At 68.1% G+C, this 16,159-nt stretch carries 10 protein-coding genes; 2 read left to right on the top strand and 8 right to left on the bottom strand.

What is annotated here, in order from left to right:
* The first annotated feature begins 237 nt into the window (after window positions 1-237).
* Window positions 238-1,167: an endonuclease/exonuclease/phosphatase family protein gene (locus MJ777_RS18540; protein ID WP_239377282.1), complete on the top strand. Its 930-nt coding sequence runs from the start codon at window positions 238-240 to the stop codon at window positions 1,165-1,167.
* Between the two features lie 109 nt (window positions 1,168-1,276).
* Here MJ777_RS18540 and MJ777_RS18545 read toward each other — a convergent pair whose 3' ends face one another.
* Together MJ777_RS18545 and MJ777_RS18550 are read right to left on the bottom strand one after the other, a co-directional pair.
* A complete protein-coding gene (locus MJ777_RS18545; RefSeq protein WP_239312324.1) occupies window positions 1,277-2,281 on the bottom strand; it encodes a M48 family metallopeptidase in 1,005 nt (334 codons plus the stop codon).
* Window positions 2,282-2,500: 219 nt separating this feature from the next.
* Window positions 2,501-3,277, bottom strand: a complete 777-nt coding sequence (locus tag MJ777_RS18550; protein WP_239377283.1) for an enoyl-CoA hydratase/isomerase family protein — start codon at window positions 3,275-3,277, stop codon at window positions 2,501-2,503.
* Between the two features lie 581 nt (window positions 3,278-3,858).
* On the opposite strand from MJ777_RS18550, the gene glgX reads away from it, so the two are divergent.
* Window positions 3,859-6,102 carry a glycogen debranching protein GlgX gene (glgX, locus tag MJ777_RS18555; RefSeq protein ID WP_239377284.1) on the top strand — a complete coding sequence of 748 codons (2,244 nt, stop codon included), beginning with the start codon at window positions 3,859-3,861 and terminating at the stop codon, window positions 6,100-6,102.
* Between the two features lie 240 nt (window positions 6,103-6,342).
* On the opposite strand, the gene glgP is transcribed toward glgX, so the two are convergent.
* The 6 genes from glgP to MJ777_RS18585 all read right to left on the bottom strand — a co-directional run bounded on the left by glgP (window position 6,343) and on the right by MJ777_RS18585 (window position 16,101).
* Entirely contained in the window at window positions 6,343-8,901 is a 2,559-nt protein-coding gene (glgP, locus tag MJ777_RS18560; protein WP_239312169.1) for an alpha-glucan family phosphorylase, read from the bottom strand.
* A 96-nt stretch (window positions 8,902-8,997) separates the two neighbouring features.
* Complete coding sequence (gene acs / locus MJ777_RS18565) at window positions 8,998-11,019, bottom strand: acetate--CoA ligase (protein ID WP_239377285.1); 2,022 nt, start codon at window positions 11,017-11,019, stop codon at window positions 8,998-9,000.
* Between the two features lie 137 nt (window positions 11,020-11,156).
* Window positions 11,157-12,650 carry an MFS transporter gene (locus tag MJ777_RS18570; RefSeq protein ID WP_239312179.1) on the bottom strand — a complete coding sequence of 498 codons (1,494 nt, stop codon included), beginning with the start codon at window positions 12,648-12,650 and terminating at the stop codon, window positions 11,157-11,159.
* A 315-nt stretch (window positions 12,651-12,965) separates the two neighbouring features.
* Window positions 12,966-13,646 carry a TetR-like C-terminal domain-containing protein gene (locus tag MJ777_RS18575; RefSeq protein WP_239377286.1) on the bottom strand — a complete coding sequence of 227 codons (681 nt, stop codon included), beginning with the start codon at window positions 13,644-13,646 and terminating at the stop codon, window positions 12,966-12,968.
* A gap of 98 nt (window positions 13,647-13,744) precedes the next feature.
* Window positions 13,745-14,473 carry a sucrose-6-phosphate hydrolase gene (locus tag MJ777_RS18580; RefSeq protein WP_370651702.1) on the bottom strand — a complete coding sequence of 243 codons (729 nt, stop codon included), beginning with the start codon at window positions 14,471-14,473 and terminating at the stop codon, window positions 13,745-13,747.
* A gap of 644 nt (window positions 14,474-15,117) precedes the next feature.
* Window positions 15,118-16,101, bottom strand: a complete 984-nt coding sequence (locus MJ777_RS18585) for a zinc-binding dehydrogenase (protein WP_239312185.1) — start codon at window positions 16,099-16,101, stop codon at window positions 15,118-15,120.
* Window positions 16,102-16,159 lie beyond the last annotated feature (58 nt).

A 16,159-nucleotide genomic window follows, 5' to 3' on the forward strand; every position in this document is an offset into this window, starting at 1 on the left:
CTCGCCCCCGCCAAACTTCACGACATTGGGGCTAGCGGGCACTCTGGCCGATCGCGATGTGGGCGACCCCGCCGCCCGCATCGCGCCTCCCCTCGGCAATCTATGACCATGACCCCGCACTCGGATGCCGGCGCCGGCCTGTCCGTGTATCCCGAAGAAAACGATCGCGCATCGGGATCAAGAAACAGATCCAGCGCGGTGATCCCACCACGGATATTGATGATCATTCTTTCCTGGATGATCACAGGCAGTCTAGCGATCATCGCGCTGGGCCGGAGCCTCCATCTGGACGACGCGCTGAGCTGGCCGTACGCCGGGATCAACGCCTTCACCCCGGTTGTCTACCTGCCCGTCTACATGACGCTGGCCATCGGCTTCGCGATGCGCCGCAACCGACTGCTGATCGTCTCGCTGCTAGTCATCGTCGCCCACCTGTACTGGACCGTTCCCGAGCTCTGGCCGGGAAAGCCCGAAACCGCGCCCGCTGGCGCGGCACAAGCGCGGATCATGACTGCCAACCTGCTGTACACGAACAAGACCGCCGCAAGCCTGGGATCCCAGATCCGCGCCCAACGGCCCGATATCCTTGTGCTGGAAGAGGTCACTCCCCCTACCCTGGCCGCGATCGAGAGCTCTGGGGCGCTGGGGGACTTCACCTACCGGGAGGTCCACGCCCGGCCGGATCCGTTCGGGATCGCGGTGTTCTCCCGCTTCGCGCTGACCGACCCGGAGCTGCCATCGGTAGCGGATCTGCCGTCACTACGGATGACGGTGCGGGTGGACGCCACGCACCAGTTCCGGCTCTTCGCCGTCCACACGCTCTCACCGACCAGTGGCGATTACGCCCCGCGGTGGCGCCGGCAACTGGACGATCTGCGGGCCAGCACCGCCCTGACAGCCATGCCCGTCGTGCTCGCCGGTGACTTCAACGCCACCCGTGACCACCGTCCCTTCCAACGCCTACTGGATAATCATCTCCGCGACGCCCACGACGCGGCCGGCGCGGGCTGGCTGCCCACCTGGAACGCGAGCGGCCTGTTCGCTCCGCCGCTGCTGCGCATCGACCATGTCCTGGCCTCACCGCGGTTCGCCGTCACCCGCTACCAGGTGGGCGCGCCGTTCGGCAGCGACCACAAGCCCCTCGTCGTCGACCTCTCCCTGCGCTGACGGCCCGCGACCATTCCGGGTTTCCGGGTGACCATTCCGGGTGACCAGGCCTCGGCCAGCTGCGAGGCCCGGGTAACGAGCGGATCAGCGGGATCGGGCAGCCGGACGATCAGGCGGAGGTGGTCCAGACCGCGAGGCCGGTACCGCAGGCCGTGCAGAAACTCTCCGTCGGACGCGCCGGCTTCACGCAGCTCAGACAGGCACGGCTGCCATCCCGCACCGCGTAGATCCCGTCAAGGATCTTCCTGGGCTCGTCCTCACGCAGCCACTCGTCAAAGTAACGGGCACGCTCGACCGCGAGCGGGTGCGAGCCGCTGGTCCGGATCCGCATCCGGTGGAACCGGGCCAGCGTGCTCCGCTCGGCCATGTCGTCGAGCAACCGCGCCTGCTCAAGGAAAGCGGCGGGGTTCATCTGGTCGAGCCAGCGGGTCGCCCCACCGGCCAGCTTCATCATCATCCGGACGCATGGATCCGGGTCCTGGACGGCGAGCATCGCCGCCCGGTCGGCGGTCAGCTCCGCCTTGCGGGACCAAGCCGAAAGCCCCGCGCCAAGGCCGAAGGCCGCAAGGTTGCCGGCAATGGCATTCGACCGGCGGGCGACCCCCGCGCCCATCGCCCCGCCGACGATTCGGGCCATGGTCCCATACAGCACATGGCCACATTTGACATGACCGATTTCGTGCCCGAGCACGGCCAGCAGCTCGTCCTCATCCATGATGTCGATGAGATCGGTGAAAAGCACGACATACGGATGGTTGTGCCCGGCCGTGTAGGCATCGACCGGCCCACGCCGGATATAGAGCTCAGGTTCCGGGACGTCCAGAATCGCGCACGCCTCACGGAGGATCGCGTAGATCCCCGGGAGCTGGCGAGGACCCACCTTCACGCTGGACGCGGTGTTCTCCACGTACTGGGTGCGCTCAACGCCCCATTCGATGTATTTGGCCACGGCCCGGTCAAACCCGGGAACACGTTTCAGCGTGCGCGTGGCCCGCCGGTCCAGCGGATGCCGAAACGCGTCCGGATCAAGCCCTGGCAGGCGAATCCGTCCGCTCTTTTCAACGGAACCCACCGACCACTTCCGGATGCTGACGACCTCGTCGGCTTCGGCCATCCTCCACCTCTCGTGGCACCCGTCCAAGGTCGCATTGTCGGCCCAAGCGGGATGTCAGGCGACATAGTAGAGCGCCCCCGTCGCCCCATGAAAGCCCCACGCTCGAACACGAGAAGGTAACCTGCGCGACACCGGGCGGGCCGTGCCCAACCAGCGGGCGACCAGTGACCAGCGACCAGTGACGGTCAGCGGAGGACGACGCTCGGCGACCAGTCGCGGTCAGCGGCCGACGAAGTCCGCCTTCCCCGGGCCTCGTTCGACAAACGACTCCATGCCGATACGCTTGTCCTCGGTCCCGAACAGCCCGGTGAACACCGCGGTCTCCAGCCGTAGCCCTTCGGGCAGCCCAACGTCCAGACCGTCGTCGATCGCCTGCTTGGCCGCCCGCAAGGCCAGCGCCGGCCCCTCGACGAACCGGCCGGCCAGCCGCAGGGCCTCGGCGTAGACGTCGTCGGGAGCCACCACCCGGTCAGCGAGACCGATCTCCTTCGCTTCGGAAGCGCGCACCTGACGCCCGGTGAATATCAGGTCCTTGGCCCTGGCGGCACCGATCAGCCGGGGCAGCCGTTGCGTCCCGCCGGCGCCGGGAATGACTCCGAGCAGGATCTCAGGCAGCCCGACCTTGGCGTTGTCACCGAAGACCCGGAAGTCAGCGCACAGAGCCAGCTCCAGCCCACCACCGAGGGCGTACCCGGTCACCGCGGCGACCACAGGCTTGGGGATGCGGGCCACCTGCTCGAAGGTCCCGGTGAGCGCACCGACCCACGCCAGGATCTCCGCGTAGCCCATCGGAGCCATTTCTTTGATGTCGGCGCCAGCGGCGAACACCTTGGGACCGCCGTAGAGCACGACGGCCCGGACGTCCGGGCGGGCCGCGGCCTGCGTCGCGGCCGCCCGCAGCTCGCTGGTGAGCTGGCTGTCAATAGCGTTCATCGGAGGGCGGTCCAACCTGATCGTGCCTATTGCGTTGTCGACCTCGAAATGTACGACCGCCACCAGCCGACCTCCTTGTCGCATCACCGCGGATCACTACCGCGCCTTCGGGACCTCTGACGCACCTTAGAGCGTCCGGCAATAGGGGTGTGGATCAAGGAGCGGGGCTGGGGTGCGTGCATCGCGAGGCGGAGGAGGGAGCCACCCTGGTGTTGGGTGGCGACTGACGAGCCGGGGTACCCGTGCATCGCGCAGCGATGGACGGGGAGCGATGCGGCGAGGTGCGTGCCCTGGCCCCGCGACGCCGCGTCCCCTATTGCCGGACGCTCTTAGTAGCCGCCGCCGGACGTTGTCGGGTATGCCGGATGCCAGGCGGAGGCCAGGCGGAGGCCAGGCGGAGGCGGCGCAGGCCCCGGTATCGATGTGGCCCGCGGCCGTGCCAGCAGCCACCTGGACGCGGCTCTCTGATCGAATGGCGGCTCCCGAAACACACCGCGACCCCTGGCCGTCCAATCGTCACGGATACGTGATGATTGGACGGATTATCCAGATTGCCCGCTGACGGCGATCCCGCCGTGTGGCCAGCAGCCCATGCGCTCTCTTCCCACGAGCGCCTGAATCATTCGACAGCTACCGTGGCGAACGTGACGACACCGTCCCCGACCTGCGGCATCGTCGATTTTCCCGACCGCGCCCGGCCCGGATCGCCCGAACCGCTCGGCGTGCGCTGGGACGGATCCGGTGTGAACGTCGCGGTAGCCGCCCCCAACGCGGACGCGGTTGAGATCTGCCTGTTCGACGCCCAGGACAATGAGCACCGCTATCAACTGCCCGAACGCGACGGGGGGGTCTGGCACGGTTACCTGCCGGGGGTAGGGCCGGGCCAGCGCTACGGCCTGCGGGCACACGGCCCGTACGCCCCTGACCGCGGCCTGCGCTACAACCCGGCGAAGCTTCTCGTCGATCCCTACGCCCGGCTACTGACCGGTGGTCTTGTCCCGCACGCGGCGATCTCCGGCTTCGACGAGACCGACCCGTACTCGGTGAGTTCGGACGGGCGGGACTCCGCGCCCTTCGTCCCGCGCTGCGTGGTCGTCGACGACCGGCCGGCCGGCGCGGACCCCGCCGCCAACCGGCCGGGCACGCCCTGGCCCGACACAATCCTCTACGAGCTGCACGTGAAGGGGTTCACCCAGCGCCACCCGGATGTCCCAGCCGGCCATCGCGGCACCTACGCGGGGCTGGCGCACCCGGCGGTCATCGACCACCTGCGCACCCTTGGTGTCACCGCGGTCGAGCTGCTCCCGGTGCACGCGAACCTCTCCGAACCGACGCTGACCCGACGTGGCCTGACCAACTACTGGGGCTACAACACCGTGGGCTTCTTCGCCCCGCATCCCGGCTACGCCGCCACGGACAACCCGGTGGCCGAGTTCCGTTCCATGGTCCGCGAGCTGCACGCGGCCGGTATCGAGGTCATTCTCGACGTGGTCTTCAACCACACCGCCGAAGGCAGCGAACGCGGGCCGACGCTGTCGCTGCGCGGGCTGGACAACGCCACCTACTACCGGGTGGAACCGAGCGACCCACGCCGATACCGGGATGTGACCGGGTGCGGCAACACCCTGAACACCTCATCCCCGCACGTGATCAAATTGATCATGGACTCGTTGCGCTACTGGATCACCGAGATGGGCGTGGACGGGTACCGATTCGACCTGGCGACCGCGCTCGCCCGCAACCCCGACAGCTTCGACCCGGCCGCGCCGCTGCTGACCGCCATCCACGCCGACCCGGTACTGTCAACCGTAAAGATCATTGCCGAGCCATGGGACGTCGGCTGGGGCGGCTACCAGGTCGGCGCGTTTCCCGCGCCCTGGGCGGAGTGGAACGGCCGCTACCGTGACACCGTCCGCGCGGTCTGGACCCAGCATGCCTCCGGCGTGGCCGATCTCGGCTACCGGATCACCGGGTCGAGCGACCTGTACCAGCACTCGGGCCGGCGGCCGTGGGCCTCGGTGAACTTCGTGACCGCGCATGACGGCTTCACCCTCGCCGACCTCGTCTCCTACGCCGACAAACACAACGAGGCCAACGGTGAGGGAAACCACGACGGCGACGCTCACAACAACTCGACGAACTGCGGTGTGGAGGGCCCGACCGACTGTCCGGACGTGTTGTCCCACCGGCGCCGCACCCGCCGCGCGCTGCTCGCGACGCTGTTGCTGTCGGCGGGCGTGCCCATGCTGCTCGCCGGCGACGAATTCGGCCGCTCGCAGGGCGGCAACAACAACGCCTACTGCCAGGACAACGCGATCTCCTGGATGCGCTGGCCGCACGGCGCGCCAGCGGATGAATCGCCCGCTGGCGGCCCGGCTCCCGCAGCCGACCCCGCTGGGGACGACCCGATGCTGCTGCCGCTCGTCAGCGGCCTGGTGGCCCTGCGGCGGACATCGCGGACCCTGCGCCGGCAGGCGTTCTTCCACGGCGGCCCGTCCAGCGTCGGAGCGCTCGCGGACATCACCTGGTTTCGGGCCGACGGGGCAATCATGCTGGATACGGACTGGAACTCACCGCTCGTCCACACGGTCGTGGCCCACCTGTCCGGGCGAGCGCTGCCCTGGCGCACCTCGGACGGTGCTCCGGTTACCGGCGACAGCTTCCTGCTCATCCTGCGTCCGGACCCGGGCGAGGTGACTGTCGTGCTGCCGGGTGAGCCATGGGCCCGCACCTACGAACTGCTGCTGGACACCTCAGCCGAGGACCTCGCCGGGTTCCCCGGCACGCTCGACGGCCAGCGCCGGGTCATGCATGCCGGCCAGGAAGTGCAGGTCACCGGCCGCACCGTCGTGCTGCTCCGCGTCACCGACCAACACCAAACGCGCTAAAAACACCGATTTTCACACAATTCTCCGAACTCCTCCGAACTGTGCACGCCCGGCAAGGGCCCGGTCAGCGCACGAACCTCGACAGACCGCTGGTCCGGCCAGATGGCGGCCGGGCGGCGACCAGATGGCGGCCGGGTGGCGGCGAGGTCGGCGGTGCCGGGTGGGGACTGGCGGAGCGCGGCCAGCCCCCACCCGATGCCGGCACGGTGACCGTGGGTGCGCGGTCAGGCCCGGATGCGGTCAGTCCGGGTTGGCGACGAGCCCGAGCTCGGCCGGTGAGGCGAGCTGCGGATGCCGTGGGAGCACCCGGACGGTGTAGCCGAAGGCGCCCGTCCGCCGCAGCGGGATGGTGCCCTCGAAACGCTGCCCACCGCCCTCGCCGGTGCCCAGGTGGGCCAGCGCCACGGTAGTCGGGCCGAGCAGCCGGTCGGCCTCATCGATACGGCCGTAGGTGGCCTGGACCTCCACATCCGCGAGGTCCAGGCCACCGAGCTCGACCGTTGCCCGGACCACCAACGACTGACCGACCTGAGGGGTGTCACCGAGCCCGGCCGAGTCGACGTTGACCACCCGCACAGCCGGCCACGCCTGGCGGACCCGCCCCTTCCAGCCCGCGAGGCCACGGGCCCCGGCCAGTCCGTCGGCCGCGGCCACCCGCGCCGAGGCCGCGGCGGGGATGTAGTACCGCTCGACGTACTCCCGCACCATCCGGGTGGCGAGCACCTGCGGGCCGAGGGTGGACAGGGTGTGCTTGACCATCGATGTCCACTGCCGGGGAGGCGCGCCCGCGCTGGTGACGTCGTAGAAGCGCGCGGCGACCGTGTTCTCCAGCAGTTCGTACAAGGCGACCGACTCGAGGTCGTCACGGCGCTCGGGATCCTCGACACCGTCCGCGGTGGGGATCGCCCAGCCGTTCTGCCCGTCGAACATCTCGTCCCACCAGCCATCCCGGATGGACAGGTTGAGACAGCCGTTGAGCGCGGCCTTCATCCCCGACGTCCCGCACGCCTCCAGCGGGCGCAGCGGGTTGTTCAGCCACACGTCCGAACCGGCGTAGAGGAAACGCGCCATCCCGATGTCATAGTCAGGCAGGAAGACGATGCGATGGCGGACCTCGGGTGTGTCCGCGAACTGCACGATCTGCTGGACGAGCTGCTTGCCGCCGTCGTCGGCCGGATGCGCCTTGCCCGCGATGACCATCTGGATCGGGCGCTGCGGGTGGAGCAGCAGCCGGGTGAGCCGCTCCCGGTCCCGCAGCATCAGGGTAAGCCGCTTGTAGGACGGGACCCGGCGGGCGAACCCGATCGTCAGGACAGCCGGGTCGAACACACCGTCGACCCAGTCGAGCTCGCCGGGCGCGGCGCCGCGCTGGAGCCACGACGCCCGCAGCCGGCGGCGGACCTCGGCCACAAGCCGCTCACGCAGTTCCCGGCGCATCGACCAGACCGCGTCGTCCGACACCCGGGCGATCTTCGAAAACCCCTCCCCGGCGCCCTCAAGGGGAGATGGGCCCAGCTCCCGGTCAGCCAATTCGATCACACTGCGCGACACCCAGGTGGCCGCATGCACGCCATTCGTGACCGAACCGATGGCAACCTCAGCCGGGTCGAACCCCGGCCACAGGCCCGCGAACATCTCCCGGCTGACGATCCCGTGGAGCTTGCTGACGCCGTTGGAGCGCTGAGCCAGCCGAAGGCCCATATGAGCCATGTTGAACACGTTCGGGTCGGACTCGGCGCCGAGATCCAGCACGCGGTCGACGGGCACGCCCGGCCAGGCGTTATCCCCACCGAAGTGACGGGCCACCAGATCCTTGGGAAACCGGTCGATACCCGCGGGCACCGGAGTGTGGGTCGTGAACAGCGTCCCAGCGCGGGCCGCCTCCAACGCCTCGTCGAAGCTCAGGCCGCTCTCGGTCAGCTCACGGATACGCTCCAGGCCGAGAAAGCCCGCGTGGCCTTCGTTGGTGTGAAAAACCTCCGGCGCTGACGCGCCGGAAACCGCCGAGTACGCGCGCAGCGCGCGGACCCCACCGATGCCCAGCAGCATCTCCTGCAACAGGCGATGGTCGGTGCCACCACCGTAGAGCCGGTCGGTAACACCCCGCTCGGCCGGCTGGTTGTCCTCGACATCCGAGTCGAGCAGCAGCAGCGGCACCCGCCCGACCTGCGCCTTCCAGATCTGCGCATGCAGGGTGCGGCCTTCGGGAAGCCCGATCGCGATCTTGACCGGAGTACCCGAGGCATCGATGAGCTGGGTCAGCGGCAGGCCGTGCGGGTCGATGCCGGGATAGCGTTCCTGCTGCCAGCCATCCCGGGACAGCGACTGCACGAAATAGCCCGCCCGGTAGAGCAGGCCGACCCCGACGATCGGCACGCCGAGATCGCTGGCGGTCTTAAGATGATCTCCAGCGAGAATTCCCAGGCCGCCGGAGTACTGGGGCAGCACCTCGGTGATCCCGAACTCCGGCGAGAAGTAGGCGATCGCCTTGGGTGCCGCGGACAGCGCCTGGTACCAGCGTGGCGCGGTCAGATATTCCTGCAGGTCTTCGGCTGCGTTGCTGAGACGGCGAATAAACCGGCGATCAGTCGCCAGGGTCTCAAGGCGCTCGTGGTCGACCTCGCCGAGCAGCCGGACCGGATCTCCCTTGCAGGAGCGCCACAGTTCGGGATCGACGGACTCAAAGAGATCAAGTGTCTCCGGGTGCCACGACCAGCGGAGGTTCAGCACAAGCTCACCGAGCGGGAAAAGCTGCTCAGGGAGCTGGGCACGGACGGTGAAGCGTCGAAGGGCTCTCACGAAGTTGTGAGCTTAGTGGTCGGCCCGAACCCACCCGGGTACCGGCTGTCCAGTGGACCGCTGGCGTCTTGTGCCCCCAGTTCCCCGATCAACCCATCACTCGTCCGAGCCGGCCGCGGCGACCTTGGCGGACAAAACCCCCATTACGGTTGGATCACGCAGGGTCGTGACGTCACCGAGCTCGCGCCCCTCGGCGATGTCCCGCAGCAGTCGCCTCATGATCTTCCCCGATCGCGTCTTGGGGAGATCATCGGCCCAGATCACCCGCCTGGGGCGAGCCAGTTTCCCGATGCGCGCGGCCACATGGTCACGAATTTCGGCTATCGTCTCGTCATCACCGACACGACCCCCGGTCAATGTGACGAAAGCCACAATGGACTGACCAGTCTGATCATCAGGCTGGGCGACGACCGCGGCCTCCGCCACCGCCTCGTGGGCGACGATCGCGGACTCGACCTCCGCGGTCGACAGCCGGTGGCCCGACACATTGATCACATCATCGATCCGGCCGATGATCCAGAAATATCCGTCGGCATCCAGCCGAGCCGCGTCACCGACCACATAGACTGTCGGGCCGAATCGTGAAAAATAGGTCTGCACGAACCGTTCGTCGTCCCGGTAGAGGGTCCGCAGCATCGACGGCCACGGCTTGGTGATCACTAGAATGCCGGTCCCCTCAGTGATCGGCTCGCCGTCCTCGGACAGCAGCGCCGGTGAGATCCCCGGCAGTGCGGTTGTGGCCGAGCCCGGCTTGGTCGACGTCACACCCGGCAGCGGAGAAATCATGATCGCGCCAGTCTCGGTCTGCCACCAGGTGTCGACGATGGGGCAACGACCGCCGCCGATCACCTTGTGGTACCACAGCCAGGCCTTCGGGTTGATCGGCTCGCCCACCGTGCCAAGGAGCCGCAGCGACGACAGATCATGCCTGGCCGGGTAGTCGGCGCCCCACTTGACACAGGTACGGATCGCGGTCGGCGCGGTGTAAAAAATCGTGACCTTGAATTCTTCGATGATCTTCCACCAGATATCCCGGTCGGGATAATCGGGAGCGCCCTCGAACATCACGCTGGTCGCGCCGTTGGACAACGGCCCGTAGACGATGTAGGAGTGCCCGGTGACCCAGCCGACGTCGGCCGAGCACCAGTAGACGTCCGAGGACACGTCAAGGTCGAAGACGAGCCGGTGGGTGTAGGTCGCCCCGGTCAGGTACCCCCCGGTGGTGTGCAGGATGCCCTTGGGCTTGGCCGTGGACCCGGAGCTGTAGAGAATGAACAACGGATGCTCGGCATCCATCGGCTCGGCCGGGCACACCGGGTCGGCCCGCTCGCACAGTTCGTCGTACCAGACATCCCGGCCGGTGAGCATCGGCGCGGGCGTGCCGGTCGAGCGGACCACGACGATGTGCTCCAGGGTCTGCACGCCAGCGAACTCGGCGTCCACCGCCTCCTTGACCGCGGCCGTCCGGCCTTTACGGCGGGCGCCGTCCACAGTGATCAAAACCTTTGCCTCGGAGACCTCCATCCGCTCGCGCACCGCGGCCGGAGCGAAACCACCGAACACCACGTTGTGAACGGCGCCGATCCGGGCGCAGGCCAGCATCGCCACCACGACTTCGGGAATCATCGGCAGGAAGATCCCGACGACGTCACCCTTACCGACCCCGAGGCTCTTCAACCCGTTGGCCAGCCGCTGGGTGTCGGCCAGCAGGCCGGCGTAGGTCAGCGCGCGTCGCTCGCCTTCCTCGCCAACCCAGTGAAAGGCGACCTTCCCGCCCCGGCCCGCGGCCACGTGCCGATCCAGGCAGTTCGCCGAGACGTTGAGACGACCATCCGCGAACCAGCGGTAGAAAGGCGGGTTCCGGTCGTCGAGCACCGTTGTGAACGGGATGTCCCATGTCACCAGGGTGCGGGCTTTGTCCGCCCAGAAGGCAACCGGATCGACGGCGGCCGCGTCGCTGTCAGCCGTACCGGGCTGGCGAGGAACGAAACCGGCTGGCGGATCGAACCGGTCAACCTGGAGCATCCGCTCAAGCTCATGCTCCAGGCGCCCACCGGCGGAGCCGGTCTCGTCCTGGCCGGCGCCGATCGCAGCGGTGCCGTCCGCGGTGCTGGTCATGGGTCCTCCTACGTCCGGTGGCTGGCTCGTCCGCATCCGGGTGTACCACGAAGCCCCGACAACTCACAGGAATCCAGCGGCGGTAGGCCCGGTCCCGCTCCGCCCGCCACCGGTTTCCCCTGGGATCTCCGGTTTCCTTACCCTGCGTGCACGGCAACCGCATCCGCCGGCACATCGGCTTTCCCCGCCCGGACGAGAACGACGATCACCGTCAACGCGAGCAGAATCATCGCCGCGCCCCAGCTGAACGCCGTTGTGTATCCGGAGATCTGCGCCTGGGCCACGCCGCGCGGACTGGTGCCGTGGCTGACGAGGTAGTCCGCCACCGCCGTGGCAAACACCGTGTTCAGCAGCGCCGTGCCCAACGAACCGCCGATCTGTTGGGTGGCGTTGACCAGAGCGCTGGCGACACCCGCATCGTGAGGCTCGACGCCGACGAGCGCAAGGCTCGACATCGGCACGAACACCAGCCCGAGGCCGACGCTGATGAGCAGCTCCTCGGGCAGAACATGGCTCACATAGCTGGTGTCGAGCCCGATCTGGGTCAGCAGAAGCAAACCGGACGCGCTCAGCACGGTTCCGGCAACCATCGGGATCTTGGGCCCGGTACGCGGCAGGAGCTGGCTGACAAGCCCGGCAGAGACGATGATACCGCCGCTGAACGGCAGAAAGGCGAACCCGGCCCGCAGCGCGCTGTACCCGAGACTCACCTGGAAGTAGAAGGTGAGAAAAAGGAACATGGCGAACAGGCCACCACCGATGAGCAGGGACGACAGGAAGGACGCGCCTCGGTTGCGTTCCAGGGGCACCCGCAGCGGAAGCAGCGGCGCGGCGCTGCGGGTCTCGATGAGGACGAACACGACCAGCAGTACGGCGGCGGCCCCGAGAAACACGAGCGTGACCGCCGCGCCCCAGCCGTCCTGTGCCGCCTTGGTGAAGCCGTAGACCAGGCTGACCAGCCCGGCGCTGACGGTTATCGCCCCGGGAATATCGTAGTGGGCCTTACCCTCCGCCTTGCTCTCCCGCACGATGGGAACAGCCGCCGCAGCGGTGACCAACGCGATCGGCACATTGACCAGCAGGCACCACCGCCAGGACACGAATTCGGTGAGAAGGCCACCGAGGATGAGCCCGAGCGCGGCGCCGCCACCGGCGATCGCGCCATAAACGCCGAAGGCGCGGGCCCGCTCCCTGGTCTCGGTGAACGTAACGGTGATCAGCGAAAGCGCGGCCGGCGCGAGAAGGGCTCCGAAAACTCCCTGCAACGCACGGGCGGCAAACAGGAGCCCGGCGTTCGGCGCGATACCGCCGAGCGCGGATGCCAGCGCGAAGCCGAGCAGACCGATGATAAGGGCGCGCTTGCGGCCGGCGAAGTCGGCGACACGGCCGCCGAGGAGCAGCAGGCCGCCGAACGCCAACGTGTAGGCAGTAACGATCCACTGCCTGTCCGCCGTGGAGATGTGCAGATCAGACTGGGCCTTGGGCATTGCGATGTTCACAATGGACGCGTCGAGCACGACCATCAGCTGAGCCACGGCGATGATGCCGAGGGCAAGCCAGCGACGGGGGTCGGGAGCGCTCCCGGGTTCCGTTCCGCTGTACTCAGATAGACGTTCAGTAGTCGTCGTCACCGATACTCCTCGACTGCCAAAAAGTAAATAAGCGGGCAATTCGGGCGCCAGTTGGCGCGATGCCGGACGCGGCGTCAGGGAATCCGGTGTCAGTAAGAGCGCCCAAGAATAAGAGCGGCCGGCAATAGGGGACGCGGCGTCGCGGGGCCAGGGCGCGCACCTCGCGTCATCGCTGCCCGTCCATCGCCGCGCGATGGACGGGCACCCCGCGGCTCGTCAGTCGCCACCCAACACCTCCAGTGGCTCCCTCCGCCGCCTCGCGATGCACGCACCCCAGCCCCACTCCTTGATCCACACCCCTGTTGCCGGGCGCTCTCAGTGGTCGCTGAGGGCCATCAGTGGCAGCAGCACATCATCGACCATATGTTCGATAAACGAATCGTCAAGAACCTCACCGGTGAAAAGCAGCCGGAAAAAGAGCAGTGCGGGCGCCAACTCACGGAAGACATCGGCGGCCACGGGCGAGCGCAGCTCACCCCTGCCCAGCGCGCGCTTCACGATGAGATCGCCGACCCAGCGCTTCTCTTCGATCGTCTGGGCTCGCAGCGCCGCCGCGAGGTCGGGAGACTGCCGCATGGCCAGCAGCACTCCGGCGATCAGTGCGGCATCCTGCCGGGACACGTGGTCGACCAGTTGGCGGATGGTGTCCATGAGGTCGCCACGAAGACAACCGGTGTCGGCGGGGATTATGTCGTCGCCCGCGCTCCGCCTGCGAATGGCGTCGACGACCAGTTCGTCCTTGTTGGCCCAGCGCCGGTAGATCGTCGCCTTGCTCGCGCGGGCCCTGGCCGCGACGGCGACCATGCTCATCCGCTCGTAACCGACCTCGACCAGCAGCGCGAGCGCGGCGTCGAGGATGGCCTGTTCCCGCGCGTCGTCGCGTGGCCGGCCCCGCGCGGAGCCGCACGGCGGCAAGGAGAGCATCACGTCATCAGGCCCCCAGCGTTCGATGTTTTCCAAAACAGTACCGTACTGTACCCGAATTCGGCCAGCCATCATGGCTACATAGTGTGGTCAAATACCGATAAAAGGATGCAAAAAGTACAAAAATAAGGCCAGCCGGTAACGGAGCGAAAGGGCAGAACTCGAACGCGTCAATCCGTCGCGAGGTCTCCGGCGCCCGGCAGGAGAGCGGTGGCGAGAATTTCCAGCAGCTCCTGCCCGCCCAGCAGGCCCGCCGCGGCGGTGATCCGCAGATTCGGCCAGGTCCAGCCGCTTTCGTGAAGTTCGCCATGGGCGGGACGGACAGCGAGCTCCGCGGCAGCGAGCATCCCGCGGTCAAGCAGCGAGTCCCCAGCCGCGGCCAGGGCGGCGGCGCCGGCCCGGCGCATCACCTCGACGAGCGCCGCCTCCTTGGTCAGGACAGCTGGCAGCAGATAGACCTTGCGCCCCTGGACAGACAGCCTCCACCCGTCGGCGGCAAGGTCCGCCGCGACCCCGCGGAGATCGGGGACAGCGCCACGTTCATGGGCGACGAGGTACACGAACAGGCCCTCGGCGACCCGGCTGACCCGGACCCAACCGTCGGCGGCAAGACGCTCGGCCACGGCCTGGACGTCGGCGAGCGGGCCGGCCTGCGTGTCGATCCGGGCGCGGACCAGGGCTGCCCAGTCCTCATCGGGGCAGCCGTCCACCAGCAGCTGCCCACCGTTTGTCGTGATCGCGAACTTGGGGCGCACACCAAGATCGATTCTTTCATACTGCGCTCGGGTGCGCGTGGTGACCGGGACGAGAGTGGCCGCGGCGGCCAGCCACGCGATCAGTTTGGCCGCACGGACGGTGCAGAAGGCGGCCGGCTGACCGTCAATATGCTCGACGGTCACCAGAGCGGGTTCACCGCCGCCCGGCGCTAGGCGGAAAGACCTCCGGCTGTAGACCAACGTCTGGTCGAGATCGCAGGCGACCAGCCAACGCGAGCCCGGCGGGGATCCGGGGGATGGCGCCAGCGGGGTTCGTGTGTCGATGCCCGAACTGTATGACGCGGGTACCCGAACGATCCACAGCATTGCGGTACGCCGCCGCCCGCCTACAGCGGCAGCCCATCATGATGACAGAATAGATGCGGCTGACGACGAATCGTTGATGCCCGCAACAGGACACCTGCCGACCCTTAGTGGTCGACCCTTAGAGCGACCGGCAATAGGGGACGCGGCGTCGCGGGGCTGGGGCACGCACCTCGCGTCGTTGTCGTCAGTCGGCGCCCAGCACCAGGGCGCCTTCCTCCGCCGCCTCGCGATGCACGCACCCCAGCCCCGCTCCTTGATCCACACCCCTATTGCCGGGCGCTCTTAGTGGTCGCCGCTTGGCCGCGTTCTCGGGGCCACACCGATACAGCTCATCCGGTATCGGTGTGGCCCGCGGCCGTGCCAGCAGCCACCTGGACGGCTCCCTGATCGAACGACGGTTCCCGAAACACGCCGTAACCTGGCTTCGGGGAGCTGGAGACGCTCGAGACGTGCCGAAGGCGCTACCGGGGGGAAACGGTCAGGACGAGTTTGCCGAACACCTCGCCGCGGACCAGCTTCACGAACGACGCGCGGGCGTCCGCCAACGGACGGACATCGGCTATAGGTGGCCGTAGCCCGGCCCGGTCGACCAAGGTCGCGAGATCGGCCAGCTCGTCGCGGGTGCCCATGGTAGAGCCGATCACCGACAGCTGCAGGAAGAAGATCCTGTTCAGCTCGGCCGGCGGGTTCGCGCCGCTCGTCGCGCCGGCACAGACGATGCGGCCGCCCGGTCGCAGTGCCCGCACCGAGTGCTCCCAGGTCGCCGCGCCAACGGTTTCGATGACCGCATCCATCTTGACCGGCAGTCGCGCCCCGGCTTCGAAGACCTCGTCCGCACCCAGCTTCATCGCCTGCGCGCGTTTGGACGCGTCTCGCGAAGTGACGAAAACGGTATGACCGGCAGCCTTCCCGATCATAATCGCGGCGGTGGACACGCCACCACCCGCGCCCTGCACCAGCAGGGTGCCACCGCCGGCAGACGGCAGCCCGGCCCGGTTGACGATCATGCGGTAAGCGGTCAGCCAGGCGGTCGGCAGGCAGGCGGCCTCCGCAAACGACAGCGACGCCGGCTTGGGCACGAGGTTGCGCCGCGGCACCGCCACGACCTCGGCCAGGGTCCCCGGATACAGCTCCGAGAGAAGCGAACGCCGCGGGTCAAGCGTCTCGTCGCCACCGCCCGCGGCCGGGTCACCGACGACCGCGTGGACGATCACGTCTTCACCGTCCGCGCTCACTCCGGCCGCGTCACAGCCCAGAATCATCGGCAGCCTGTCCGCGGGCAGCCCTACGCCACGCAGGCTGAACAGGTCGTGATGGTTGAGCGCCGCGGCCCGGACAGCCACCGTGGTCCAGCCGTCCGGGACGGACGGTTCCGGGCGCTCGCCCACGGCCAGCCCGGCCAACGGGTCGGCTGAGCTCTGGGATACAGCGGCAACGGCGAGCATCGGTACACAGTAGAGGCGCCGCGGACGCGGTGCGCCGACTTAGTGGTCGCCGCCGGAA

The sequence above is a fragment of the Protofrankia sp. Cj5 genome, from assembly GCF_917627405.1.
In the GTDB taxonomy this organism is placed as follows: Bacteria; Actinomycetota; Actinomycetes; order Frankiales; family Frankiaceae; genus Protofrankia.